This window comes from Arthrobacter sp. IK3 (assembly GCF_051337705.1).
Lineage (GTDB): Bacteria > Actinomycetota > Actinomycetes > Actinomycetales > Micrococcaceae > Arthrobacter_B > Arthrobacter_B koreensis.
Map to the genome: position 1 here is coordinate 108,129 of NZ_JBPPSW010000011.1, position 23,991 is coordinate 132,119.

Consider the following 23,991-nt stretch of genomic DNA (forward strand, 5'->3'; position numbering starts at 1 on the left):
GGTTTCTCAGGAACGGGTCCGCCAGCCGGCGGGCCCGTTCCTGTTTTCCGGGCCGGTTTGCGGTCCCGTCCTTGGCCGCCGCAGAAGGATTGCGGCTACCACTCCCCCGGCCGCGCCGAAAAGGTGGGACTGCCAGGACACTCCGGCGGCCGTCGGCAGCACGCCCCACAGCAGCGAGCCGTAGATCAGGAAGAGCGCCCCGCCCAGCAGGATCTGCATGAGGTCCCGGTTGTAGAAGCCGCGGACCATCAGATAGGCGAACAGGCCGAACACGACGCCGGAGACGCCGATGGTCAGTCCCCCGCCAAAGAGCCACACCCCGATCCCGGACGCCAGCCAGCAGATCGCCAGCACCGCCCCGAAACGGCGCAGGCCTTCCAGCAGCACGAGGAAAGCGAACGCCAGCAGCGGCAGGGAATTGCTGATGAGGTGCCCGGTCCCGGCGTGCAGCAGCGGGGCAAACAGGATCCCGTCCAGCCCCTGGAGCTGCCGGGGCAGGATTCCCAGGCCGGGCAGCAGCGTGGACTGGAAGGGCAGGGTCAGGAAATAGATGATCCACAGGCCCGCGGTAAGGCAGGAGGCAAGGACCAGTGCGCTCTTCGCCCGCTGCTTCATGGCTATCCGTGGAGGACTACGGGGTGGAAGCCTTCGGCCCGCAGGTTCTGCAGAACCTTCTCACAGTGCTCATGGCCCTTGGTTTCCATGTTGATGGTGATTGCCACGTCGCCCATGCTGATCGATCCTCCAACCCTGGTGTGGTCCACTCCGGTGACGTTGGCGTCCGATTCCGCGATGATCCGTGAAATCGTGGCCAGCGAGCCCGGACGGTCATCCAGCAGCATCCGCACAACCAGGTAGCGGCCAGCGGCCGCGAGGCCGCGCTGGATCACTTTCAGCATAAGCATCGGATCGATGTTTCCGCCCGAGAGGATCACTGCAGTGTTGCCGGGGTTCTGGATTTTTCCGTCGAGCAGCGCTGCGACGCCAACCGCACCGGCGGGTTCGACCACCAGCTTGGCGCGTTCCAGCAGGAAGATCAGGGCACGTGCCAGCGAATCCTCGCTGACCGTAACGACGTCGTCGACCAGTTCCTTGATGATCGAGAAGGGGAGCTGTCCCGGCCGGCCCACGGCGATGCCGTCGGCGATGGTGGAGACCTTACTCAGCGGCACCAGGGCATCCGCCGCGAGGGAGGGCGGGTAGGCTGCGGCGTTCTCCGCCTGGACGCCGATGATCCGCACTTCGCGGCCCAGCTCCCTGGCACGTTCCTTGATGGCGACGGCGACGCCGGCCAGCAGGCCGCCGCCGCCGACACCCATCAGCACGGTGTCCAGGTTGGGGATCTGCTCCAGCAGTTCCAGGCCGAGGGTTCCCTGTCCCGCCACGATGTCCACGTTGTCGAAGGGGTGGACAAACACGGCACCGGTTTCGTCGGCGTAGCGCTGGGCCTCAGCGAGTGCTTCGTCCACGTTGTGGCCGTGCAGCACCACCTCGGCGCCGTGGCCCTGCGTGGCCGCGAGCTTGGGAAGGGCAACTCCCAGGGGCATGAATATCCGGGCCTTGATGCCCAGCCGTGCTGCGGCGACGGCGACGCCCTGGGCGTGGTTGCCTGCCGAAGCGGCCACGACCCCGCGCGCCTTCTGTTCCTCGCTGAGCTTTGCCATCCGTACGTAGGCACCGCGCACCTTGAAGGACCCGGCCCGCTGGAGGTTCTCGCACTTGAGGTAGACCTCGGACCCGGTGAGCCGTCCCAGCGCCCGGGACTGCTCAATGGGAGTGTGGGCAATAACCCCGTCCAGCAGCTTTGCGGCCGCGTGGATGTCGTCAAGGGTTACTGGCAGCTGGGGTGAATCGGTCAACGTGGGTTCTCTTCTGTGGTTGCGGTTGGTTCTTTGTCCTGGTCTGAGCCGGGACGGAGGAGGGCAAGGTCCTCCTCTTCCTCTTCTCCCCCGGGCTCCGGAGGTGCCGAGCCCGGCGGCCCGAACTCGGCGTCCCGCTGGAGCAGCGGGTCCTGTTCCCAGTGCCGGCCGGCGATGTAGCGCACGGTGGCGTTCAGGATAGCCATCAGGGGAACGGCGAAGAGTGCGCCGGGGATGCCTGCAACGAGGCTGCCGCCGGTAACGGCAAGGATAACTGCCAGGGGATGCAGGGAGACTGCCTTGCCCATGATCAGCGGCTGGAGGATGTGGGATTCGATCTGCTGGACCACCAGCACGATGATCAGCATTACGACGGCGTTGGGCCAGCCGTTGGCGACCAGCGCCAGGAGCACGGCAATACCGCCGGTGACGAATGCACCGATGAGCGGGATGAAGGAGCCCAGGAATACCAGGACCGCCAGGGGAAGCGCCAGCGGCACGCCGATCAGCGCCGCACCTCCGCCAATGCCGACGGCGTCGATGAACGCCACCACCAGCTGGACGCGGACGTAGTTGGTCATGGATTCCCAGCCGCGCATTCCTGCGCCGAACGCTGCAGGCCGGGCCCGCCGCGGCATCAGTCCTACGGTGAACCGCCAGATCTTGCGCCCGTCGAGCAGGAAGAAGACCAGTGCGAACAGTGTCAGGAGGATTCCGGCCGCAAAGTGCCCGGCACTGGCGCCAACGCTCACGGCCCCGGAGAGGATGCTGCCGGTGTTGTCCTGCAGGGCGGAAGTCGCCTCGTTGATCAGCTCGTCGATTTGGGTTGAGGTGACCCTGAGCGGGCCGTCTGCCAGCCAGCCCTGGACCTGGTCGAAACCTGCGCTCACCTCGTCCCAGAGATTACGGAAACCCAGGGCGAGCTGCCGGCCCACCAGGGTCAACGCCGCAACAATGAGGCCGAGGAAAGAGACGATCGTGACGGCAACGGCAAGGCCCGAGGGAACCTTGTTCCGGCGCAGCCATGAGCTGATCGGAGCAAGCAGCCCGGCAAGGAGGGCTGCGATCATCAGCGGGATAATCAGCAGGGAGAAGTGTCCGAGCAGCCACACCAGCCCGGCACTGACGATCAGTACTACACCAAGCCGCCAGGCCCAGGATGCACTGACGCGCAGTGCGTAGGGGACGTCGTCGCCTGCACGGTTGGCGCGCACCGCGGCGGCCTGAACGGCCTTGGGCGCGGCAACCCTGCGCGCATGTGGTCTCATGGGCTCATCTTTCCATAGTCAACTGGTCATTCCCTGACCTTTACGGCACCCCTGGATCAGAGGTCAGCCTGGATTCCCCACTCGGCACTGAACCCTGCCCCGGGTTCCAGCCAGCGCAGTCCTTCGCCGGAATTGAAACAGTTGGCCGGGGCCGTCATGGGTTCCAGGGCAACCGCGCAGTCCCGCCCCGGGAACTTGTCCGTGACGAAAACGTGGACATAGCCAAACTCCGGATCCGCCCAGAGCTGGACGCTGCGTCCGTCGGGAGCGCTGAGGCGGTGGCGGTAGAGCCCGTCGCGCAGCGTGAGGTCCGCGAACGCGGCATCCAGGTCAAGATCGCCTACCCGTTTGCCGGAGCGCAGGTCGTCGATGCCTTCCGCAGGCACCTGCCCGTTGGGAATCAGGGCGGCATCCGTGCTGAGCCGGGTACCGGCGTCGACCTTCAGCACGAGGTCCTCGCTGGGTACCTCGCCCAGCCGGAGGAAGGGATGGGCGCCAAGCCCGAACGGGGCGCTGCGCGTGCCCAGGTTCCGCAGCCCCTGGCGGACCCTCAGTCCGCCGTCGGCGTCGAGCCCGTAGCGGACCTCGTGGATGAGGTGGAAGGGATAGCCGTGCTGGGGGAAGATTTCGGCGCTGAGCAGCACCGAGTCCGCTGTGCTCTCCGTGAGGCTGTATCCGGTGTTCCGCAGGAGGCCGTGGATGGCGTTCTGCAGCTTGGGTTCCGTGATGTCCAGCTGCTGTTCTTCCCCGTCCAGCTGCCAGCGCGCTCCGGCGATGCGGTTCGCCCACGGTGCCAGGAGAATGCCTGCGGCCGACGGCGGAATGCTCCCGTCCGCGTAGGTTTCAACCAGCTGCGTCCCCGCTACGGTATAGCTGCGCAACCCCCCGCCCAGGGAAGCGACGACGGCGGCCGCGTCCCCGCGTTCAAGGCGGTACTGAGTTCCCGTAGCCGGCAATGCTGCATCCGTGGTCCCAAAAGTCATCTTCTAAGCCTAGACCCGGCACCGCCCGGCACCGCCAGCGTGCACCTCATTCCTCGAAGTGTGTCCGAACCCGGTCCGTCACGGCTGCCACCACCGATGCAGCGACGTTGCGGATCTTGATGTTGCGGGTGTTGGAGACGCTGCGCAGGATCTCCACGGCAGTTTCCTGGCTGCAGCTGTTCTGGGCCATGATGATGCCCACGGCTATATCCACGACTGTCCGGGACTCCAGAGCAGCCTGGAGGTTTCTTGCCCGGTTCAGGTGGCCGTCGATCCGCAGCGCGAGCCGCAGGCTCCGGGATGCCTCGGCGGCCGTGCGTTCCACCGCCCTCAGCGTTCGGGGCTGGAAGAGGTGAGGCCGGGGAGAAAACGCGCACAGGACACCGCGCGCACTGCCTTCGAGCGCCAGGGGAACCGCGGCGAGGCTGCGTACGCCTTCCTCCGCGCTGCTGCCGGGGAATCCGCGCCACCGGCGTTCGGTCCAGGCATCCGTCACCACAACAGGCATACCGGTGACGGCGGCCTCTGCCACCGGTCCTGGTTCGGCACAGGCCGGCACTGACATCCGGGCCGTGCGGTCGTCGCTGTGTCCTTCGGCCCGCGTCCGCCGCGGACGGTCGATCAGCAGTGAGCATCCCAGCACCTGGCTTCCGAGTATCGCCAGGGACAGTACCGCTGCCTCGGACATGTAGGCCTGCAGTTCCTCGGCCCCCAGCAGCAGCTCCTGGAAGGCGGCAGCCGGCACAGGATTCACCTCAGTCACGATTCCCCCTCGATCACTGACTCCAGATGGTACGTACCCAGCAGGGCCCGCAGAAGGGAAACGGGGGTTAAACAGCGGCGGGACCGCAGCTTGCGTGCTGCGGTCCCGCCAGTGTTCACGTTGCCGGTGGCGTTGCCCGGCCCGTCAGCGCGCTAGTCGTCGCCGCGCAGGATCGCCAGGATGCGGATGATTTCCACGTACAGCCAAACCAGGGTTACGGTCAGGCCGAAGGCGGCGGTCCAGGAGTAGCGCTGCGGCGCACCGGCCTTGACGCCCTGTTCAATGGAGGTGAAATCCATGATGAGGGAGAAAGCAGCCAGGCCCACGGCAAGCAGGCCAATGATGATGCCCAGCGGAATGCCCGCAATCTCCACGCCGCGGACGCCCCACGGATCATCGACGACGCCGAAGATCATCAGGCCGACGTTCACCAGTGAGAAGACTGCGTAGCCGATGATCGCAATCATGAAGAAGCGCACGGCCTTAGGGGTTGCCCGCACCTTGCCGCTCTTGAACAGGAACAGGGTCACGGCGAAGACTGCCAGGGTCCCGACGACTGCCTGCAGGCCGATTCCCGGGTACATTGCGTCCAGCACCGCGGTCAGGGCACCGAGGAACATGCCTTCGAGAAGCGCGTAGCCGAGGATCAGCGCGGGAACCGGCTCACGCTTGAAGGCGTTGACCAGGCCGAGGACGAAACCGCCCAGCGCACCGACGATCATCAGCAGGCCGGCAGCACCGGGCAGCACGAAGACCGGGATCGCAGCACCCAGCAGGACAACCGCCAGGCAGCCGAGGGTCTTCATGATGACGTCGTCGTACGTCATCCGCCCTGTCTCCCGCGGACCGGCCGCAGGTGCTGAGTAAAGGTTCTGCAGGTCCTGTGAGCTCATAGGATCCTGGCCCGCGAAGGGGCCGCCTGCAGGAACGGTGGGCGCTCCGCCGCGGGTTTGGGAACGGAAATTCTTTCCGTTGAAAACCGGGTTGCCGCCTAATGCCATGAAAGTGTCCTCCGTCTTGGGGGGCTTGGTTAACGTTCAGCCTACCAATGGGAACGAACGGGCGGGGAGGATGATTCCGGCCCCGGCCGGTGCGTTTGGTAACGGTTTGGTACGCGGCGGGTTCAAAACCTTCCCGGGACTTCCATAATGAATCACCCCCGGCGCAGTCGTTACCTGATCGCGACACAAGGTCGCCCAATCGGTCACCCGACCGAAACAATCGCCGGGTAGCATGATCACCACTCGTGACACACATCACAAGGTCACATATAAATTGCGCCGACAAACGGCGCATATATACCCCCGGCGGAGGTAATTCACTTTGGGAAGAATATCGGCACTCGCCCGGTATATGGGGATGCTAGCAGCGGTGGTCGGCGTATTTGCCGGCCTGCTGCTTGCCGCCCCAGCCGTGCATGCAACGACAGCTCCACCCCCGGCATCTGAATCAACGGCGCCGGAGAGCAGTACCGAAGCAACAGCGCAGGACTCCGAAGACTCCGGAGGGGACGAAACATCCAATGGCGCCGAGTACCAGGACCGCATCAGCGGCGTCCTGCGGAACGCCGGCGCACCGGTTGCCGGGGTGACCATCAAGGCGAGCGGCAACGGCTATGAAGCTGAAACCGAAACCGCGGAGAATGGCTCCTGGTCTATCGGAGTACCCGAGCAGGGTGCATATGAAGTGGAGCTCGATGAATCCACCCTCCCCGAGGGCGTAGCGCTGGCCGAGGGCCAGCAGAACCCGCGCACCGTCACTTTCGCCGGAACATCGAACATCACCACACTCTTCCTGCTGGGCGAAGGGATCGTCCTCCAGGGCGACACCTTCGGCACCAAGCTCATCGAGCGGGCGGTCGCCGGGCTCAGCTTCGGACTGCTGCTGGCGCTGAGCGCCGTCGGCTTGTCCCTCATCTTCGGCACCACCGGGCTCACGAACTTCGCCCACGGCGAGATGGTCACCTTTGGCGCAGTCCTGGCCTTCGGCTTCTCAGCACTCGGCCTGCCGCTCTGGCTGGCCCTGGTCCTGGCGGTGGTCGGCGGCGCCGGGCTGGGCTACGTGCAGGACGCCGGGCTGTGGAGGCCGCTGCGCAGGCGCGGCACCGGCCTCGTCCCCATGATGATCGTGAGCATCGGGCTGGCTCTGGCCCTGCGCTACACCATCCTCTTCTTCTTCGGCGGAGCAACCCAGCAGCTTCCGGACTCCCAGAGCCCGATGCTGGAACTGGGACCGGTCTCCATCTCACGGAACAACCTTGTCTCGCTCGTGGTCTCGCTGGTCGTGATCCTGATCGTTGCTGCCCTGCTGCTGCGCACCCGGATCGGCAAGGCCACCCGCGCCGTCGCCGATAACCCGCCGCTGGCCGCCGCCTCGGGCATCGACGTCGACCGCGTTATCCGCATTGTCTGGATGGCAGGCGGCGCACTGGCCGCACTCGGCGGCATCCTCTGGGCCTATTACCGCCCCGGTGTCTCCTTCAACATGGGCCAGCAGATCCTCCTGTTGATCTTCGCGTCCGTGACGCTCGGCGGCCTGGGCACCGTTTTCGGTGCCCTGATCGGCTCGATCATCGTGGGTCTCTTCGTGGAGATCTCCACCCTCTGGCTCGAGGCGGACCTGAAGTACGTCGGCGCGCTGCTCATCATGATTCTCGTCCTCCTGGTTCGGCCGCAGGGTATCCTCGGCCGCCGAGAGCGCATAGGTTAGGGGCCTCGACATGGACTTTGGAAACATCCTGCTGGGTGCAGTCAACGAATTCTTCACACCCACCACCGCGGCCTATGCGCTGGCAGCCCTCGGGCTGGCCGTGCACTTCGGCTACACCGGCCTGCTGAACTTCGGCCAGGCCGGCTTCATGGCAATCGGAGCCTACGGGTTCGCCATCCCCACCCTGAGCTTCAATGCTCCCCTCCCGGTGGCCCTGCTGATCGCGATGCTTGCCTCCGTCGCGTTCGCGGTGCTGCTCGGCCTGCCAACGCTGCGCCTCCGGGCGGACTACCTGGCAATTGTGACGATCGCCGCCGCGGAAATCATCCGCTATGTGGTGACCACCAACGGCCTCACGGAAGTTACCGGTTCTGCCAACGGACTGGCCGCTTTCGAGGGCGGCTTCTACTCGCTCAACCCCTTCGCCCCCGGGCAATACAACCTGGGTCCGTTCAGCCTGAACGAACGTGACCTTTGGATCCGCGTGGTTGCCTGGACCGTCGTCGCGCTGGCCTGCCTGGTGATCTGGCTGCTGGTGCGCAGCCCCTGGGGCCGTGTGGTCAAGGGCATCCGCGAGGATGAGAACGCCGTCCGCTCGCTGGGCAAGAACGTTTACGCCTACAAGATGCAGGCCCTGATCATCGGCGGCATGCTCGGTTCGCTCGCAGGCATCATCTTCACGCTTCCCCGCGGAGCCGTGCAGCCGGCGAACTACGGCACAGAGCTGACGTTCTTCCTGTACACGGCGCTGCTGCTCGGAGGCATGTCCACCGTGCTCGGTCCGGTGATCGGCGCCATGATTTTCTGGGCAGTGCTGTCCCTGACCCAAGGCCTGCTCTACGGGGCAATCGAGTCCGGGGCCATCACCTTCCTGAACACTACCCAGGCCGGCCAGCTGCGTTACATCCTTGTAGGTGTAGCCCTCATGCTGCTGATGATCTTCCGGCCGCAGGGCGTGCTGGGCAACAAGAAGGAGCTGTCATTCGCATGAGCCATCAAGCAGAAAGTCCGCAGCCGCCGCGCCGTTCGGGCGCCCACGCTGCCGAGCCCGCGGCGGAAACCGTCCCTGCCGGGGCAGCACCGGCAGAGGCAGCCCCGCTGGACACGGCGCCGGCTGAGCCTGACCAGCACCCCGGGTGGGCCGGCAACAAGTACATGAACGATGACCGTCCGATTGCGGCCGGTGAAGTAGGCCCGGGGTGCCGCAAGCGGGACCCCATTCTGGTGGCCTCCAACGTGACACGGACCTACGGCGGCATCAACGCCGTCGACGTTGAACACGTTGAGGTGCCGCGGAACAAGATCACCGCCCTGATTGGCCCGAACGGCGCCGGCAAGACCACCCTGTTCAACCTGCTCACCGGCTTCGACACCCCGCAGTCCGGGGAATGGAAGTTCGAAGACCGGGACCTGGCAGGCGTCTCCGCCTACAAGGTGGCCAGGCTGGGCATGGTCCGCACCTTCCAGCTGACCAAGGTCATGGGCAAGCTGACGGTGCTGGAGAACATGCGCCTGGGCGCGAGCGAACAGCCCGGCGAAGCCCTGCGGCGGGCATTGTTCCGTCCGCTGTGGAAGAAGCGGGAGAACGAAATCACGGAGCAGGCGGACGCCCTGCTGGCGAAGTTCAAGCTGGACACCAAGCGCAGCGACTATGCCGCTTCGCTTTCCGGCGGCCAGCGCAAGCTGCTCGAAATGGCACGCGCGCTCATGGTCAATCCCAAGCTGGTGATGCTGGATGAACCCATGGCAGGTGTGAACCCGGCACTGACGCAGTCGCTGCTGGACCATATCAAAAACCTGAAGGCCGAAGGCATGAGCGTTCTCTTCGTGGAACACGACATGCATATGGTCCGGCACATTGCGGACTGGGTGATCGTGATGGCCGAGGGCAAGGTAGTAGCCGAAGGGCCGCCGTCGGAGGTCATGAAGGACCAGGCTGTGATCGACGCCTACCTTGGTGCGCACCACGACGTGGACCTTGGCGACTCTGAAGGCTTCGAGAAGCTGGAAGCGGTCCTCGAGAAGGACCCCGGTTCAGACATACAGGGCGGTGAGGGACTGGCCCCCGTGACCATCCAGGAACGTAAGGACATGGCATGAGCGCTGAGAATTTCGAGGGCGACTCGGTCGTCAAGGTCACCGACCTGGTGGCCGGCTACCTTCCCGGAGTGAACATCCTCAACGGGTGCTCCATCGAAGCCCGCCGCGGCGAGCTGATCGGGATCATCGGGCCAAACGGCGCCGGCAAGTCCACTCTCCTCAAGGCCATGTTCGGCCTGGTGAAGGTCCATTCCGGCACCGTCATGGTGCGCGGCCAGGACCTGACCGGGCTGAAGGCCAACAAGCTGGTCAGCCGGGGAGTGGGGTTCGTTCCGCAGAACAACAATGTGTTCGCCTCACTCACCATCGAGGAGAACCTGCAGATGGGCCTGTACCAGCAGCCGAAGAACTTCAAGGAACGCTTCGAATTCGTGGCTGAGCTGTTCCCGGAGCTGAAGAAGCGGCGCAGCCAGCGGGCGGGTTCCCTCTCCGGCGGCGAGCGGCAGATGGTTGCCATGGGTCGGGCACTCATGATGGAACCGGCCGTGCTGCTGCTGGATGAGCCGTCGGCAGGCCTCTCCCCCGTCAAGCAGGATGAAACCTTCCTGCGGGTTCATGAGATCAACCGTGCCGGCGTCTCCGTGATCATGGTGGAGCAGAACGCCCGTCGCTGCCTGCAGATCTGCGACCGCGCCTACGTGCTGGACCAGGGCAGGGACGCGTACACCGGTACCGGCCGTGAGCTGATGAAGGATCCCAAGGTTATCCAGCTGTACCTGGGGACCCTCGCCGACACGGCGTAGTCAGGATCTGGAAAGGGCCCGTCCGGAGCTTCGGCTCCGGGCGGGTCCTTTCGTTTAAGCGTTCACTTCACGGGCGGTGGCGGCGGGCCGGCGTCCCGCAGGCGAACGGCAAAGGGCCCCTGCCGGAGCAGGGGCCCTTTGAGTGGTGCGGTAGTGATAGTGGTGTAGTCGCCCTGCCTAGAGCTTGCCAACCTCGGAGCGGCTCGGAACCGGCTTGTTGTCGGCGTCGAACTGGTAGATGCCGATGTACGCCTCGGTCGGGTCACCGTTCTCGTCGAAGCTGATGGGTCCGGAGTAGCCGTCGTAGTCGATATCTCCGCCGCCCCGCAGGATGGTGACGCAGCCTGCGAAGTCGAAGCACTTCTCACCTTCGGAGGAGACGCCCTGCAGTTCAGCGGCGATTGCCTGTCCGTCGGTGCTTCCGGCTGCTTCTGAGGCCAGGGCCAGGAGGGTCACGGCGTCGTAGCTTTCACCGGCGTATGCCCAGTCCTTCAGGGCAGGGTCGACTTCCAGCAGGGCGTCCTTGAAGTTGTCTGACGCGAACGGGCCCGGGATGGTGCCCTGGGCGCCTTCCAGCGTTCCTGCTTCGAGGTCCGCACTGTAGTCGGAGGTGTTGCCGTCAACGAAGAAGATCTGCGACGGGTCAACGCCCTTGCCCGTGAGCAGCGGTGCAATGCTCTTGGCCTGGTCGAAGCTGATGACCACGATTGCGTCCGGGTTCGCTGCGGTGACGGTGTCCACCTGGCTGCTGAACTGCGAGTCGCCTTCGTTGAACATCGACTCTGCAACCACCTGGCCGCCTGCGGCCTCGACCGAGCCCTTGATGTTGGACTGCAGGCCGGTGCCGTACGCGTCGTTCAGGACGATCATGCCCACGGTCTGGGCGCCGCACTCCATGATGTAGTTGCCCAGGGTGCGGCCCTGGAGAACGTCCGAGGGAGCGGTGCGCCAGTACAGGCCGTTGTCGTCCCAGTCAGTGAAGTCCGGGGAAGTGTTGGCCGGCGAGAACTGGATGACGCCGGCCCCGGTGATCTGGTTGATGACAGTCTTGGAAACACCGGAGGAAGCGGCACCGATGATGGCGCTGACATCCTGCCCCAGCAGGTCTGTCACGGACTGGGTGGCGATGTCCGTGGTGGTGTCGCCGGAATCGCGGTGGACTACCTCAACCGGCTTGCCCAGGACGCCGCCGGCGGCATTTATTTCTTTAACGGCGAGGTCCACGCCGGCGATTTCCGGCGGGCCGAGGAAGGCGAGGGCGCCTGTCGTGGGCAGCAGGGTCCCGAGTTTGAGCGGGGTATCCGTGGTTCCCGTGGAGGCGGGGACGGCTGAGGGGTCGCCCTTCTCTCCGGGATCCTCGCCGGTTCCCCCCTGGCTCTCCGGGCAGGAAAGGACCGAACTGTTTGCTGCTGACGAAGAATCCTCGGACGGTGAGGAGTCGGTTCCGGAGTCGCCGCCGCTGCCGCAGGCTGAAGCGAACAGGGCTACGCCCAAGCCCAGTGCTGCCATCTTTGCTGCGCGGCCGTACCCATCCCCGAGGCCAAGCGGCCCGGTCTTGCGAAGTGCAGTCATGTAGTTTTTCTCCCCGATCGAAAGGCGGGTGCCTTTGATGCTGTCATCAGGTGTTCCTGATAAGAGAAAAAGCTAATGGAATAATGTGACGAAGATAAGAGCTTCCGGTTACAGCCTTGTAACACTCATCACACTCGTGGCCGGCATGTTGCACGATGCTCAAACGCGTGGTTTAAGATAGTTCACTTTGTACCCCAGGTGGGACTCGAACCCACAACACAAGGATTTTAAGTCCTCTGCCTCTGCCATTGGGCTACTGGGGCGCCCGCACGCCAGGTTCCCGGCAGCGTGCCGGGCCCAGGCGCATAAACCAGCCTACTTTAGCCCCGCTGGAGCACAGAAACCGTCCCCTTCCAAGCGGTTGCACTCTGCTTAACCGCCAGCGGCGGCCGCCCGGATCGCTCCGGTCGGCCGCCGCTGTATGGCAGTTTCGCTGGTGTTACTTGGCGGCGGGCTTCTTGGCCGGCGTCGCCGCCTCCACGAATGCCTTGCGAGGGTTCTTCAGGTTCAGCAGCTGGGTGAAGTCGCGGCCCCAGACGAAGTTGGATACCCATCCGGAGACAACGCGGAACTTCCGCTCGAACATCGGCATGGCCATGCCGTGGTAGCCGCGGTGCGCCAGCCAGGCCGGGAGGCCCTTCATGCCGAAGCCCATGATGTTGGCGACGCCCTTGTACTGGCCCATGCCTGCGACTGCGCCGAGGTTCTTGTGGCGGTATTCAACAACCTGGCCCTCGCCGTAGCGGTCGGCAAGCAGGTTCTTGGCCAGGCGCTTCGCCTGGCGAACTGCATGCTGCGCGTTCGGAACGCAGAAGCCGCCTACACCGCCGCCGGTGAGGTCCGGAACAGCGGAAACGTCGCCGGCTGCCCAGGCGCCTTCCAGGGGTCCGTCGTCTCCGGTGATCCGCAGTTCGGCGTTGGCGCGGACGCGGCCGCGGTCATCGATCGGGAAATCGGTGGCGCGGACCATCGGGTTGGCCTGTACACCGGCCGTCCAAATGAGGGTGTCTGCTTCGAATTCACCGGCCGGGGACTTGTCCGCCATGTTGATGAGCTTCAGCAGGCCGCCTTCGGCACTGGCCAGCGAGGTGTTGAGCAGTACTTCGATGCCTCGCTCACGCATCGAGGAGACAACCCATTCGGCCTGGTCCGGCTTGACCTCGGGCATGACCCGGCCCATGGCCTCGATCATGACGAAGCGCAGGTCTTCACGCTTGAGGCGGTTGTTCTCGCGAACGGCTCCGCGTGCCATGTCTTCGATTTCGGTGATGGTCTCGATGCCTGCGAAGCCACCGCCGACGACGACGAAGGTCAGTGCGCGGGCGCGGGCCGCCTGGTCGGTCATTAGGGAAGCGGTTTCGATGCGTTCGAGCACCTTGTTCCGCATTTCGACGGCTTCTTCGATGGTCTTCATGCCGATGCCGGCCTCGGCGAGGCCCGGGATCGGGAAGGTGCGCGTCACGGAACCGGCAGCCATGACGACGTCGCGGTAGCTGAGTTCGAACGGCGCGCCGCCGTCGGCGGGCTCAACCGTTGCGGTGTGCGTGGCGTGGTTGATGGCCACGACCTTGCCGGAGATCAGCTCGGTGTCCTTGAGGTGCATGCGGTGGGAAACAACCGCGTTGCGCGCATTGATGGTGCCCGCAGCAACCTCGGGAAGGAAGGGCTGGTAGGTCATGTACGGCAGCGGATCCACTACCGTGACGATCCCGCCGTTGGCCTTGACCTTCTTTTGGAGGTTCTTGGCTACGTACAGACCGACGTAGCCACCGCCAACCACCAGAACGCGGGGACGATCAGAAAATTGTGTTTGCGATGCCATGGGCAACATCCTACCCGACTTGTGAAAGTCTTCACTAAGTCGCACGAATAGATTTCCTTACCTTTCAACGCAGCCGTTTACGGCCTTCACTGACGCGGCGCCGGGAGCGCCGCCGTGCCGCTAGCGCTGCGAAGCAGGGGTCGCCGGGTGGTCAAGGTCATCTTCCCGGACCTCGTTCTCCGCCGCGGGTTCAGCGTCCGGTGTCCCGGCGCGCCCGGAGCGTTTCACCCGGAGGACGGCGACCGCGCCACCGGCACCCACCAGAAGAATCAGGCCGCCGAAACCGAGGACCAGGCCTGCGGGCAGCGGGTCGTTCCCCGCACGGGGGTCCGCTGCCTCGGGGACCTTTGGTTCCGGAATATCCGGCAGGCTCTGGCCCGGCGCCGGCGCAGGGGCTTCCGCGGCCGGTGCTTCGCCGCGTCGGTGGATGCGGATCCACTCTTCGATCGTCCCCAGCGGGTTGCCCGCCACAGCCGGTACGTCCGCGTTGAGCGCGGCGGCTGCGTCTACGATTCCGTACCCGTACAGCGTGTCCCGGCCGGGAGCCCCGCTGTCCTTGGCGGTAGTAATGATGCGGTTGATTACCTGCGCGGCGGTGAGCTCCGGGTAGGCGGAGCGGATCAGGGCGGCAACACCGGATACCAGCGGTGCAGCGGCTGAGGTGCCGGACCACTCGGCATACCGTGAAGGCCCGCCGGGCAGTCCGCCCACAAGATTCTCCGCCGGTGCGGCTACGCCAATGCTGATGCCTTCGGAGGACGAATCCCAGCTGGCCCGTCCCTGCCGGTCAAGTCCGGCAACCGTGAGGACACCCGGGATGGTTGCGGGCGCGCCGACCTGGGTCATGCCGATGCCGCGGTTTCCGGCAGCCGCCACAATGACGACGTCGTTTTGCTCGGCGTAAAGGAAGGCCTCGTCCCAGCTCTCCGGCCATGAGGTCGACGACGACCCCAGGGACATGTTGATGACCTTCGCGCCGCTGTCCACGGCCCAGCGGACGGCGTTCGGCAGCTGATCGTCAATCGGAATGCCGCCGGGGTTGGAACCGCCAATCCAGGCGGACACGGAGAGGACTTCCGCTTTGGGAGCCACTCCCATGATGCCGTCCGGCCCATTTCCGGGACCTGAATATTCCTCGGCCTCTTTGTCCTTGTCCTTTTCCTTGTCTTCTTCCTTGTCGCCGCCTTTGTCGGCCTCCGCGGTGTGCCCGCGGCCGGCCAGGAGGGTGGCAACCAGGGTGCCGTGCTCGGGATTGACTCCCAGGCCCCGCGCGCCGGCAGGATCACCGGCACCGGAGACGTCCGCTCCCCCGGTGACCGCGCCGGCGAGGTCGGGATGGCTGGTGTCGATTCCGGTGTCGATGACCGCTACCTTGACGCCTTCGCCCTGCGACGTCTTCCAGGCTTCGGTGATTCCATAATCGGCGAGCCAATACTGCTTGTCCCGCCACTCGTCCGCATGTGCGGCCTGCGGAAGGGCGAGCTGGAAGAGGATCACCGCGGTAAGGGAGAAGGCCCCTGCAGCGGCAGCACGCTTGAATGCGGCGCCCGGAGTCCGGCGCCGTCCTGTTTTCCCGCTCACCGCAGCGCGCTCAGGGCTATGCCGTCAAGGATGTCGTGCTCCGAGGTGATCGCGGAGTCCACGCGGCCGTCAGTCAGTTCTTCCATCCGGTCCACGATCGTCTGCCAGATCAGCGCGCCGGCACCGATAACATCCACCCGCCCCGGGTGCATGTACGGCAGGGCTTCGCGTTCGGCACGGCTGAGGTGCAGCAGTGAGGAGGCTGCCTGGTCCACGGCCTGGCTGCTGAGCTCCGTGCCGTGGATTGCTTCCGGGGAATACTCCGGCAGCCTCAGGGCATGCGCGGTCACCGTGGTGACGGTTCCCGCTACGCCGATGAGCCGGTCTGCCGTGGCCAGGGGCACGGTTTGGAGGACCTGGGCGATCATGTCCAGGACGTCGCCGCGCGCCAGGGCGATCTCCGCTTCGGTGGGCGGGTCGGACACGAGGTGGCGTTCGGTGAACCGGACGCAGCCCATGTCCGTGCTCTTGGCGGCGAGCACCTTCCCGTTCACGCCCAGCACAAATTCGGTGGAGCCGCCGCCCAGATCGACGACGACGGTGCGGACTCCTGATTCTCCGGCCAGCACGCTTGCGGCTCCGGCGAAGGACAGGGCTGCTTCTTCGTCACCTGAGATGACTTCGGGTTCAACGCCCAGCCGGGCGCGGATGCCGTCGGTGAATTCAGTCCGGTTCTCGGCGTCGCGGGTGGCCGAAGTAGCTACGAAGCGGACTTTCTGCGCACCGTGCTCGCGGATCAGCGCGGCGTATTCGTCTGCGGCTGCGAAGGTGCGTTCAAGTGCGGCGTCGGAGAGGCGTCCGGTGGCGTCAACGCCTTCCCCGAGGCGGACAATGCGCATCAGGCGCACGACGTCGGTGAGCCGGGTAACACCGTTCTCTGTCCGTGCGTCGGCGATCAGGAGGCGGATCGAGTTGGTGCCGCAGTCCACGGCCGCTACCCGGGTGGCGCCGCTTGGCGAACCTGCTTCTTCCGGGTTTTCCATGCTGTCCTCCTGTTCACCCGCGGCTTCCCGTTCAGCCTGCAGGGCGGCACGCCGGGCTGCCCGCTTCCGGTCAAGTTCCTGGGCGGAGAGGCCCTGGGTCTTGGTGTGGCGGCTCAGGTCCCGCGACGGTGCAGGGCTGCTGGTGTCCCAGGCGCCAACGCAATAGCAGCGGTCCCGGGTCCACCATTCGGAGATGGCGTTGAGTGCCTCATCACCCAGCGGGTTGACTCCCGGCCCTGCGGCCAGCGAGTGTCCCACGAGAACGTGCAGGCACTTCACGCGTGTGGGCATGCCGCCGGCGGAGACGCCGTCGATCTCCGGGACCGGCCCCGTTCCGGTCCGTTCGCCGATCTCGCTGCGGACTTCCAGGTAAGCCTCGTGTGCCTGGCGGTACCGTTCGGCAAGTTCCGGGTCCTGTTCAAGCCGCTCGGTCATTTCCGTCATGAGGCCTGCGGCCTCGAGCCGGGAAACCGCCGCGGTGATGACCGGATGGGTCAGGTAGTACGTGGTGGGGAAGGGAATTCCGTTGCTCAGGCGCGGGGCGGTGGTAGCCACCAGCGGGTTCCCGCAGACGCAGCGGGCCCCGATTTCGACGACGTCACGGACCGGACGTCCAAGCTGACGGCTCAGGGTCTCCAGGTCTTCCCGGGTCGGTGTGAGCTGCTCTGGGGTCATGCCGGAAGGTCCTTCCTGGGGGTCCGCACCGGACCCAAAATGATGATGTTCCAATGCACCAGCCTACTGTGCCCGGCGGACGGGTCAGGGCGCGGTGGCGGAGCGGACCACCGAATCCCAGAGGGCGTCAACCCACTGAAGGTCCTGCGGAGCCTGCGCTGCCGCCTCTTCAACGTCCTCCACGCTGTGCTCGCCCTTGACGAGGTAGCGCGTCTCCCCTGGCATCACCAGGAAGATGCGTTCCCGGGCCTGTGCCTTAATGAAGGCGGGGTCTTCCCAGCGGGACAGCGCTTCCTGCAGTTCCTCTCCGGTCTCCTGCTCGCGGGCGATTTCAGCCTCCAGCGCCGCGATCTCCGAACGCTGCTGCAGGAAGGTACGGACCGACGGCGCCAGCAGCACGGTGATGACGACCATGACGATGCCCAGCGCCAGCAGCCGCCCGGAAAAGGACTTCGCGGGGACCGGCTTCAGGGTAGGTTCGTCCCGGGTCAACGCGGGTGTGGTGTCGGCGGCGGGCACGTCCCGGCGGATTTCCGCAGCCAGTTCCTGGCGTGCGGCAGCGCGGGCCTCCGATGGATTCGCGGGCTTGGTCTTTGCCGCTTTTGCCGGTTTGCCGGGCCGGGAGGGCTTGGGCTGGGAGGGCTTGGGCTGGGAAGGTTTGCGTCCGGAAGCGCCGGCGGCTTCGGCCCGGTTGCCGGCTGTGCCGGTCTTCAGCGGGCGTGCCGCGGAGGGTGCAGTTCCCTGGACCTCTTCTGTCCGGTTCTCCTTTGCCTGCGCGGGTTTCGGGGAACCGGCGGCGCGCTGGCCTCCCAAGGAACCGGAGCGCCGCGGAGCTGCGCCGGACTGGCCGGCGGGCCTGGGTACCTTCGGGCGTCGGGTGGACATGCTGCTCCTGTCGTGTGCGGGCTTTTCCGAATTCCTGCCTGCCGGCGGGGCCCTCAGTCCCGGTAAAGATCAGTCCCGGCAAGGGCCTGTCCCGGCAAGGACCAGTGCAGCGAAGGACCATACAGGCCCGAAAACAGCACCGGTGGGCACCCCCACTATCGAGGGTACCCACCGGAGGCGGTGTTGCTAGGCCGTGAAACGCGGGAACGCGCTGCGTCCTGCGTAGCGGGCGGCGTCGTCGAGCTCTTCTTCGATGCGCAGCAGCTGGTTGTACTTCGCTACGCGCTCGGAGCGGGCCGGGGCGCCCGTCTTGATCTGGCCTGCGTTGGTGGCAACGCAGATGTCCGCAATCGTGGTGTCTTCCGTCTCGCCGGAGCGGTGCGAGGTAATGGTGGTGTAACCGGCGCGCTGGGCCATGGTGATGGCGTCCAGGGTCTCGGACAGGGTGCCGATCTGGTTGACCTTCACCAGCAGCGAGTTGGCAGCGTTTTCCTTGATGCCGGTCTCCAGGCGGGCCGGGTTGGTGACGAACAGGTCGTCGCCAACCAGCTGCACCTTGTCCCCGATGCTGGCCGTGAGGGCCTTCCAGCCGTCCCAGTCGTTCTCATCCAGCGGGTCTTCGATGGAGACGAGCGGGTAGTCCCGGACCAGTTCCTCGTAGTACGCGGACATTTCGGCGGCGGTGCGGTTCTGGCCTTCGAAGACGTAGGATCCGTCCTTGAAGAATTCGGAGGAGGCAACGTCCAGGGCCAGGGCAATGTCACGGCCGGGCTCGTAGCCGGCGCGCTTGATGGCTTCCAGGATCAGGTCCAGGGCTGCGCGGTTGGACGGCAGGTTCGGCGCAAAGCCGCCCTCGTCGCCCAGGCCGGTGGAGAGGCCCTGCTCCTTCAGCACGGACTTGAGGTTGTGGTAGACCTCTACGCCCCAGCGGAGTCCCTCGGAGTAGGTGTCGGCGCCCAGCGGAACGATCATGAATTCCTGGATGTCGACGTCGGAATCCGCATGGGATCCGCCGTTGAGGATGTTCATCAGCGGCACGGGCAGGATGTGCGCGTTGGGGCCGCCCAGGTAGCGGTAGAGCGGCAGCGCAGCGGACTCGGCTGCTGCACGCGCGACGGCGAGGGAGACACCAAGGATGGCGTTGGCACCCAGGCCGGACTTGTTCTCGGTTCCGTCCAGGTCGATCATGGCCTGGTCGATGGCCCGCTGGTCTGCAGCGTCAAAGCCCAGCAGTGCCGGCTGGATCTGGTCGATCACGGCTTCGACGGCCTGGAGCACGCCCTTGCCCTGGTAGCGGTCCTTCTCCCCGTCACGGCGCTCGTTCGCTTCAAAGGCACCGGTGGAAGCACCGGAGGGCACTGCTGCGCGGCCGAAGGTGTCGTCGTCGAGCAGCACCTCGACCTCTACGGTCGGGTTTCCGCGGGAATCAAGGATCTCGCGTGCGTGAATGGCATCAATGATGGCCATGGGAATGCTCCTGTTCATTGGAACTTGGGTTGGTATTACAGCCAGGCCTATGACGGGGACCACGCTGTCTGGTCCAAGCCTAGTTGAATCCGGCTTGGGAGTAAGGGTTCGGGGGCTCAATCGGCGGTGCCGGGGCCTTGAGCCGTAAAACGGCGCACGGCCCGGCGCAGGGCGGCTTCGGGATCGAGGCCATGTTCGGCGGCGCGGCGGACAGTTTCGAACAGGATCTCACCCAGCTCTTCTTCGCCCTCGAAGTCCGGTACCCCGGAGGCTTTTTCCGGCACCCGGAGCCCCGCACGGCGTGCGCGTTCCTGGGTCTTGGCTGCCAGTGCCAGGGCAGGAAGGGCCGCAGGAATTCCTTCGAACGGGCTGCTCCGGTGCTTTTCGGTTTTCTTTACGGCGTCCCAGGCCCGCTCGATTTCCGCCGTGTCTTCCGTGGTGGAGTCCTGGAGGGATCCGTCGGCGCGGAAAACATGCGGGTTGCGGCGGATCATTTTGTCCGTCAGCCCGGTGACGACGTCGGAAATCGAGAAGTTGCCCGCCTCCTCCTGGAGGCGGGCGTGCAGCAGCACCTGGAAGAGGAGGTCCCCCAGTTCCCCGCTGAGTTCGTGCGCGTCCTCGGCCCGGGTATGCCCGGCCTCCACTGCTTCGATGACCTCGTAGCTCTCTTCGAGCAGGTACTCGAGGAGGGATTCGTGGGTCAGGGCACCGGTCCAGGGACAGCGTTCGCGCAGCTGGGACACAACCTGGGCCAGGCGGGAAAACTCCCGGCCCAGGTTGTTGCCGCCGGTCGGGGAATCAGTCACGTGCGTTGCTGAAGCCCTCGGTGATGTACTCGGCCAGCACCGCGCGCTCTTCCAGCGGGAGGAACGCGGCGTTGGCTGCGTTCAGGGTCAGCTCCAGCAGATCGTCCAGGTCGTAGCCGAAGGTGGTTGCCAGCAGTTCGAACTCGTCGGTCAGGCTGACTCCGCTCATGAGCCGGTTGTCCGTGTTGACGGTGACAACGAAGCCGGTCTGGAACAGCAGGTCGATCGGGTGGGATTCGATGTCCGGTCCGAAGGACTCGACGGCGCCGGTCTGCAGGTTGGAGGACGGGCAGATCTCCAGGGGGATCCCCCGGTCACGGACCCAGGCGGCCACGTCCCCCAGGGTGACCATGCCCACCGAAGTATCCTCGCCGGCGTCGGGCGCTTCCTCGTCTTCGAAGTCCACTTCGATGTCCTCAGCGATCCGCACGCCGTGGCCCAGGCGCAGCGCGCGTCCGTGGACCAGGGCGTCGGTGATGCTTTCGACGCCGGCGGCCTCGCCGGCGTGCACGGTGACCGGGAACATCTGCTCGGCCAGGTAGGTGAAGGCGTCCTTGAAACGGGAGGGCGGGAAGCCGTCTTCGGCCCCTGCAATGTCGAAGCCCACGGCTCCGCGGTCCCGGTGGCGGACGGCCAGTTCGGCGATCTCCATGCCGCGGTCGCCATGGCGCATGGCGGTGATCAGCTGGCCTACCTGGATCAGGCTGCCGGCGGCCTCCGCGGCTTCCACTCCGGCTTCGAGGCCTTCCTGCACGGCTTCAACGGCCTCATCCAGGCTCAGGCCGCCGGCAAGGTGCTGCTCCGGAGCCCAGCGGACTTCGGCGTACACCACGCCGTCTTCGACGAGGTCCTCAACGAACTCGCGGGCAACACGGGCCAGGCCTTCACGGGTCTGCATGACCGCGATGGTGTGGTCAAAGGTCTCGAGGTAGCGCACCAGCGAACCGGAGTTGGCGGATTCGCGGAACCACTCCCCCAGGGCAACGGGGTCTGTGGACGGCAGCGTGTGTCCAACGGCTTCGGCCAGCTCCACGATGGTGGCCGGGCGCAGCCCGCCGTCGAGGTGGTCGTGCAGCGAAACCTTGGGCAGGACACGGATGTCGAAGCTGGAAAGGGCAGCGGGATTCGTAATGGGCTCAGTCACATGCCAACTCTACGTGAGGGGCACCCGGAGCGCTTAAGGCTCGGAGTTGACGCCCTCTTCCAGCGGCTGGCTGGTACGGATGGGGGTTGGTCCGCGCAGCTTGGCGATGATCCGGTCGATGATGAGGCCAAGTACCAGGGCGACGGCAATGGCAACGACGACGGCGAGCAGGTGGTTTTCCTTGAACCAGGCCCCGGCGAGGGCGCCGATGGCTACGGAGTACGCCGCCCAGAGGACTGCGGACATTCCCGTCAGGGCCACGAACATGCGCCGGGGGTAGCGGGTGGCACCTGCGGTCAGGTTGACCACCACCCGGCCTACCGGGATGAACCGTGCGATCAGGATCAGGGAGACGGCACGCTTTTCCAGCTCGCGGCCGGCCCAGACAAACCCGCGCTGCATCCGTGGTCCCCGCATCCACCTGTATCTGTCAGTCCGGAGGGTGCGGCCCAGGGCGTAGGCGATGTTGTCACCGACGAAGGCACCTGCCGCGGCCGAGAGGGCGATCAGCCAGGCGTTGGGGCCGTCGGCCAGGAAAACCAGTGCGGACAGCCCCACGACGAGCGACTCACTCGGGATCGGGGGAAAGAAACCGTCCAGCAGGCAGCAGGCGAAAAGCACCAGGTAAACCCAGGGGGCGCCTGAGTACGTCAGGACGAAGTCGTTGATGGTGTCCATTACGGCGTTTAGCACGTCCAATGGGCGGCACTCCTTGAGTCGGTATCAGTATCTACAACGATGCCACTTCCGAATCAGTGCCCGTCACCGGGCATGTCCCCCAAAACACCCTGAGCATCCCTGCCTCAACCCTGAGTCCGGCGCTTGCCCCGGTGGGTATTCCCTTCCCATCGAGATGACAGAAACTGCCCGTATGAACGCTCATACGGGCAGTTTCTGTCATCTCGATGGAGGCGGGGTGAGGGTGCTAGCTGATCCGATCGATGATCAGGGGCTGGACGCCGGAAGCCTCCGGGGCAATCACTGCTGCTCCCTCAACGGCTTCCTTTGCCCGCTCGAACTTCTCCGGGGTATCCGTCAGCAGCGTCATGAGCGGCTGGCCGGCCCGGACCGTGTCTCCGGGCTTGGCGTGGAGGCGCACGCCTGCTCCGGCCTGCACAGCGTCTTCCTTCCGCGCGCGTCCGGCCCCGAGGCGCCAGGCCGCAACACCCACGGAGAGGGCGTCCAGCTCGGTGAGCACGCCGTCAGCTGAGGCCGTAATGGTTTCCGATTCCTTCGCGACGGGCAGTTCAGCGTCCGGATCCCCGCCCTGGGCCGAGATCATGCGGCGCCACACGTCCATGGCGCGGCCGTCCTTCAGCGCTGCTGCGGGATCGGCATCGGGCTGGCCTGCCGCTGCGAGCATCTCCTTCGCCAGTGCCACTGTCAGCTCCACGACGTCGGACGGGCCGCCGCCGGCGAGCACCTCCACGGACTCCTGGACCTCGATCGCGTTGCCCGCGGTCAGGCCGAGGGGCGTGGACATATTCGTGAGCAACGCCACAGTGTTTACTCCGGCGTCTTTACCCAGTGTGACCATGGTCTGGGCAAGCTCTCGGGCGTCGTCGGCATTCTTCATGAACGCACCCGATCCCACCTTGACGTCCAGGACCAGCGAACCGGTTCCCTCGGCGATCTTCTTGCTCATGATCGAGGAGGCAATCAGCGGAATGGCTTCCACCGTGGCCGTGACGTCGCGCAGGGCATAGAGCTTCTTGTCTGCAGGAGCCAGTCCTGCACCGGCAGCGCAGATGACAGCCCCTACGTCGGCGAGCTGGGCCATCATCTCGTCATTGCTGAGCGCTGCACGCCAGCCGGGAATGGCTTCAAGCTTGTCCAGCGTTCCGCCGGTGTGTCCCAGGCCCCGGCCGGAGAGCTGCGGCACGGCGACGCCGAAGACTGCCACCAGCGGGGCCAGCGGCAGGGTGATCTTGTCCCCCACGCCGCCTGTCGAGTGCTTGTCCGACGTCGGCTTTCCCAGCGAGGAGAAGTCCATCCGCTCGCCCGAGGCGATCATCGCTGCGGTCCAGCGGGAAATCTCCTCCCGGTTCATGCCGTTGAGGAGGATCGCCATGTTCAGGGCGGCCATCTGCTCGTCGGCGATCACGCCGCGGGTGTACGCGTCGATCGTCCAGTCGATCTGTTCCGGGCTCAGCGTGCCCCGGTCCCGCTTCACGCGGATGATGTCAACGGTGTCAAAACGCTCGCTCATTTGCCTGCCTGCCCTTCAAGGTGCTGCGGCCCGAAAGCATCGGGCAGCACTTCGTCCATGGTCCGGATGCCGCTGACGGTCAGCAGCTTCATGCCCGGTGCCCTGAATTCGTACAGCAGCTGGCGGCAGCGTCCGCACGGCATGAGGATTTCACCCTCGCCGTCTACGCAGGTGAAGGCAACCAGGCGTCCGCCGCCGGTCATGTTCAGCTGGCTGATCATGGAGCATTCGGCGCACAGGGTCAGGCCGTAGCTGGCGTTTTCGATATTGCAGCCGGAAACAATCCGGCCGTCATCCGTCAGCGCCGCTGCCCCCACTGGATAGCGGGAGTAGGGAACGTAAGCGTGGGACATGGCCTTGCGGGCCGCGTCCTGCAGGACGTCCCAGTCGATTTTAGGCGCAGGGGTAACTGCGTTCATCTA

At 65.6% G+C, this 23,991-nt stretch carries 21 protein-coding genes, 1 tRNA gene and 1 pseudogene; 4 read left to right on the plus strand and 19 right to left on the minus strand.

Features of this window, described 5'->3' with window-relative positions; translation table 11 throughout:
• Positions 1 to 6: 6 nt before the first annotated feature.
• The 6 genes from ACSLGO_RS14870 to ACSLGO_RS14895 form a co-directional block, all read right to left on the minus strand.
• Complete coding sequence (locus tag ACSLGO_RS14870; protein ID WP_436401394.1) at positions 7 to 615, minus strand: rhomboid family intramembrane serine protease; 609 nt, start codon at positions 613 to 615, stop codon at positions 7 to 9.
• Positions 616 to 617: 2 nt separating this feature from the next.
• A complete protein-coding gene (ilvA, locus tag ACSLGO_RS14875) occupies positions 618 to 1,859 on the minus strand; it encodes a threonine ammonia-lyase (protein ID WP_091606790.1) in 1,242 nt (413 codons plus the stop codon).
• Entirely contained in the window at positions 1,856 to 3,127 is a 1,272-nt protein-coding gene (locus ACSLGO_RS14880; RefSeq protein WP_091606791.1) for an AI-2E family transporter, read from the minus strand. Before ACSLGO_RS14880 ends, ilvA begins: the two co-directional genes overlap by 4 nt.
• A 56-nt stretch (positions 3,128 to 3,183) precedes the next feature.
• Positions 3,184 to 4,110, minus strand: a complete 927-nt coding sequence (locus tag ACSLGO_RS14885) for an aldose 1-epimerase family protein (RefSeq protein ID WP_436401395.1) — start codon at positions 4,108 to 4,110, stop codon at positions 3,184 to 3,186.
• 46 nt (positions 4,111 to 4,156) lie between these two features.
• A complete protein-coding gene (locus tag ACSLGO_RS14890; protein ID WP_091606798.1) occupies positions 4,157 to 4,873 on the minus strand; it encodes a GAF and ANTAR domain-containing protein in 717 nt (238 codons plus the stop codon).
• A 152-nt stretch (positions 4,874 to 5,025) separates the two neighbouring features.
• Complete coding sequence (locus ACSLGO_RS14895) at positions 5,026 to 5,874, minus strand: Bax inhibitor-1/YccA family protein (RefSeq protein ID WP_091606800.1); 849 nt, start codon at positions 5,872 to 5,874, stop codon at positions 5,026 to 5,028.
• A gap of 352 nt (positions 5,875 to 6,226) precedes the next feature.
• Between ACSLGO_RS14895 and ACSLGO_RS14900 the strand changes: the two genes are divergently transcribed.
• The 4 genes from ACSLGO_RS14900 to ACSLGO_RS14915 all read left to right on the plus strand — a co-directional run bounded on the left by ACSLGO_RS14900 (position 6,227) and on the right by ACSLGO_RS14915 (position 10,425).
• The gene (locus ACSLGO_RS14900) at positions 6,227 to 7,582 is read left to right on the plus strand and encodes a branched-chain amino acid ABC transporter permease (protein WP_152274778.1); all 1,356 of its coding nucleotides are present in this window, start codon (positions 6,227 to 6,229) and stop codon (positions 7,580 to 7,582) included.
• Positions 7,583 to 7,592: 10 nt separating this feature from the next.
• Positions 7,593 to 8,573, plus strand: coding sequence for a branched-chain amino acid ABC transporter permease (locus ACSLGO_RS14905; protein ID WP_091606804.1), 981 nt, complete (start codon positions 7,593 to 7,595; stop codon positions 8,571 to 8,573).
• Between the two features lie 164 nt (positions 8,574 to 8,737).
• Positions 8,738 to 9,682, plus strand: coding sequence for an ABC transporter ATP-binding protein (locus ACSLGO_RS14910; RefSeq protein ID WP_091606971.1), 945 nt, complete (start codon positions 8,738 to 8,740; stop codon positions 9,680 to 9,682).
• Complete coding sequence (locus ACSLGO_RS14915; protein ID WP_091606807.1) at positions 9,679 to 10,425, plus strand: ABC transporter ATP-binding protein; 747 nt, start codon at positions 9,679 to 9,681, stop codon at positions 10,423 to 10,425. Before ACSLGO_RS14910 ends, ACSLGO_RS14915 begins: the two co-directional genes overlap by 4 nt.
• Positions 10,426 to 10,602: 177 nt before the next feature.
• Here the strand turns inward: ACSLGO_RS14915 and ACSLGO_RS14920 are convergent, their stop codons facing one another.
• From ACSLGO_RS14920 to ACSLGO_RS14980, 13 genes and pseudogenes are all read right to left on the minus strand, one after another.
• Entirely contained in the window at positions 10,603 to 11,997 is a 1,395-nt protein-coding gene (locus ACSLGO_RS14920) for an ABC transporter substrate-binding protein (protein ID WP_325787735.1), read from the minus strand.
• A 190-nt stretch (positions 11,998 to 12,187) separates the two neighbouring features.
• Positions 12,188 to 12,260: transfer RNA gene (locus ACSLGO_RS14925), tRNA-Leu, on the minus strand.
• 176 nt (positions 12,261 to 12,436) lie between these two features.
• Positions 12,437 to 13,819 carry an NAD(P)/FAD-dependent oxidoreductase gene (locus ACSLGO_RS14930; protein WP_091606812.1) on the minus strand — a complete coding sequence of 461 codons (1,383 nt, stop codon included), beginning with the start codon at positions 13,817 to 13,819 and terminating at the stop codon, positions 12,437 to 12,439.
• A 120-nt stretch (positions 13,820 to 13,939) separates the two neighbouring features.
• Complete coding sequence (locus ACSLGO_RS14935; protein WP_436401396.1) at positions 13,940 to 15,400, minus strand: S8 family serine peptidase; 1,461 nt, start codon at positions 15,398 to 15,400, stop codon at positions 13,940 to 13,942.
• Positions 15,397 to 16,383 (minus strand): Ppx/GppA phosphatase family protein, encoded by a 987-nt coding sequence (locus tag ACSLGO_RS14940; RefSeq protein ID WP_386886919.1) that lies wholly within the window; start codon positions 16,381 to 16,383, stop codon positions 15,397 to 15,399. Before ACSLGO_RS14940 ends, ACSLGO_RS14935 begins: the two co-directional genes overlap by 4 nt.
• Positions 16,381 to 17,058, minus strand: a pseudogene (locus tag ACSLGO_RS14945) (DUF501 domain-containing protein); the annotation flags it as partial. The gene ACSLGO_RS14940 and the pseudogene ACSLGO_RS14945, both read right to left, overlap by 3 nt.
• A gap of 84 nt (positions 17,059 to 17,142) precedes the next feature.
• Entirely contained in the window at positions 17,143 to 17,943 is an 801-nt protein-coding gene (locus ACSLGO_RS14950; RefSeq protein ID WP_226802497.1) for an FtsB family cell division protein, read from the minus strand.
• A gap of 186 nt (positions 17,944 to 18,129) precedes the next feature.
• The gene (gene eno / locus ACSLGO_RS14955) at positions 18,130 to 19,410 is read right to left on the minus strand and encodes a phosphopyruvate hydratase (protein ID WP_091606817.1); all 1,281 of its coding nucleotides are present in this window, start codon (positions 19,408 to 19,410) and stop codon (positions 18,130 to 18,132) included.
• A gap of 116 nt (positions 19,411 to 19,526) precedes the next feature.
• Positions 19,527 to 20,216 (minus strand): MazG nucleotide pyrophosphohydrolase domain-containing protein, encoded by a 690-nt coding sequence (locus ACSLGO_RS14960; RefSeq protein WP_325787738.1) that lies wholly within the window; start codon positions 20,214 to 20,216, stop codon positions 19,527 to 19,529.
• Positions 20,209 to 21,360: an adenosine deaminase gene (locus tag ACSLGO_RS14965; protein ID WP_325787739.1), complete on the minus strand. Its 1,152-nt coding sequence runs from the start codon at positions 21,358 to 21,360 to the stop codon at positions 20,209 to 20,211. The genes ACSLGO_RS14960 and ACSLGO_RS14965 overlap by 8 nt, the downstream gene beginning before the upstream one ends.
• Positions 21,361 to 21,393: 33 nt before the next feature.
• Positions 21,394 to 22,038, minus strand: a complete 645-nt coding sequence (locus tag ACSLGO_RS14970; RefSeq protein WP_091606822.1) for a DedA family protein — start codon at positions 22,036 to 22,038, stop codon at positions 21,394 to 21,396.
• A 247-nt stretch (positions 22,039 to 22,285) separates the two neighbouring features.
• A complete protein-coding gene (locus tag ACSLGO_RS14975) occupies positions 22,286 to 23,569 on the minus strand; it encodes a thymidine phosphorylase (protein WP_091606825.1) in 1,284 nt (427 codons plus the stop codon).
• On the minus strand, positions 23,566 to 23,988 hold the full coding sequence (locus ACSLGO_RS14980) for a cytidine deaminase (RefSeq protein WP_436401397.1): 423 nt from the start codon (positions 23,986 to 23,988) through the stop codon (positions 23,566 to 23,568). The genes ACSLGO_RS14975 and ACSLGO_RS14980 overlap by 4 nt, the downstream gene beginning before the upstream one ends.
• Positions 23,989 to 23,991 lie beyond the last annotated feature (3 nt).

Bases quoted from the DNA above. Each gene is read 5' to 3' on its own strand.
- ACSLGO_RS14915 (WP_091606807.1), top strand. From the start codon at position 9,679: ATGAGCGCTGAGAATTTCGAGGGCGACTCGGTCGTCAAGGTCACCGAC.
- ACSLGO_RS14910 (WP_091606971.1), top strand. From the start codon at position 8,738: ATGAACGATGACCGTCCGATTGCGGCCGGTGAAGTAGGCCCGGGGTGC.
- ACSLGO_RS14885 (WP_436401395.1), bottom strand. From the start codon at position 4,110: ATGACTTTTGGGACCACGGATGCAGCATTGCCGGCTACGGGAACTCAG.
- ACSLGO_RS14880 (WP_091606791.1), bottom strand. From the start codon at position 3,127: ATGAGACCACATGCGCGCAGGGTTGCCGCGCCCAAGGCCGTTCAGGCC.
- ACSLGO_RS14870 (WP_436401394.1), bottom strand. From the start codon at position 615: ATGAAGCAGCGGGCGAAGAGCGCACTGGTCCTTGCCTCCTGCCTTACC.
- ACSLGO_RS14905 (WP_091606804.1), top strand. From the start codon at position 7,593: ATGGACTTTGGAAACATCCTGCTGGGTGCAGTCAACGAATTCTTCACA.
- ACSLGO_RS14970 (WP_091606822.1), bottom strand. From the start codon at position 22,038: ATGGACACCATCAACGACTTCGTCCTGACGTACTCAGGCGCCCCCTGG.
- ACSLGO_RS14975 (WP_091606825.1), bottom strand. From the start codon at position 23,569: ATGAGCGAGCGTTTTGACACCGTTGACATCATCCGCGTGAAGCGGGAC.
- ACSLGO_RS14950 (WP_226802497.1), bottom strand. From the start codon at position 17,943: ATGTCCACCCGACGCCCGAAGGTACCCAGGCCCGCCGGCCAGTCCGGC.
- ACSLGO_RS14930 (WP_091606812.1), bottom strand. From the start codon at position 13,819: ATGGCATCGCAAACACAATTTTCTGATCGTCCCCGCGTTCTGGTGGTT.
- ACSLGO_RS14920 (WP_325787735.1), bottom strand. From the start codon at position 11,997: ATGACTGCACTTCGCAAGACCGGGCCGCTTGGCCTCGGGGATGGGTAC.
- ACSLGO_RS14900 (WP_152274778.1), top strand. From the start codon at position 6,227: ATGGGGATGCTAGCAGCGGTGGTCGGCGTATTTGCCGGCCTGCTGCTT.
- ACSLGO_RS14940 (WP_386886919.1), bottom strand. From the start codon at position 16,383: ATGGAAAACCCGGAAGAAGCAGGTTCGCCAAGCGGCGCCACCCGGGTA.
- ACSLGO_RS14980 (WP_436401397.1), bottom strand. From the start codon at position 23,988: ATGAACGCAGTTACCCCTGCGCCTAAAATCGACTGGGACGTCCTGCAG.
- eno (WP_091606817.1), bottom strand. From the start codon at position 19,410: ATGGCCATCATTGATGCCATTCACGCACGCGAGATCCTTGATTCCCGC.
- ACSLGO_RS14895 (WP_091606800.1), bottom strand. From the start codon at position 5,874: ATGGCATTAGGCGGCAACCCGGTTTTCAACGGAAAGAATTTCCGTTCC.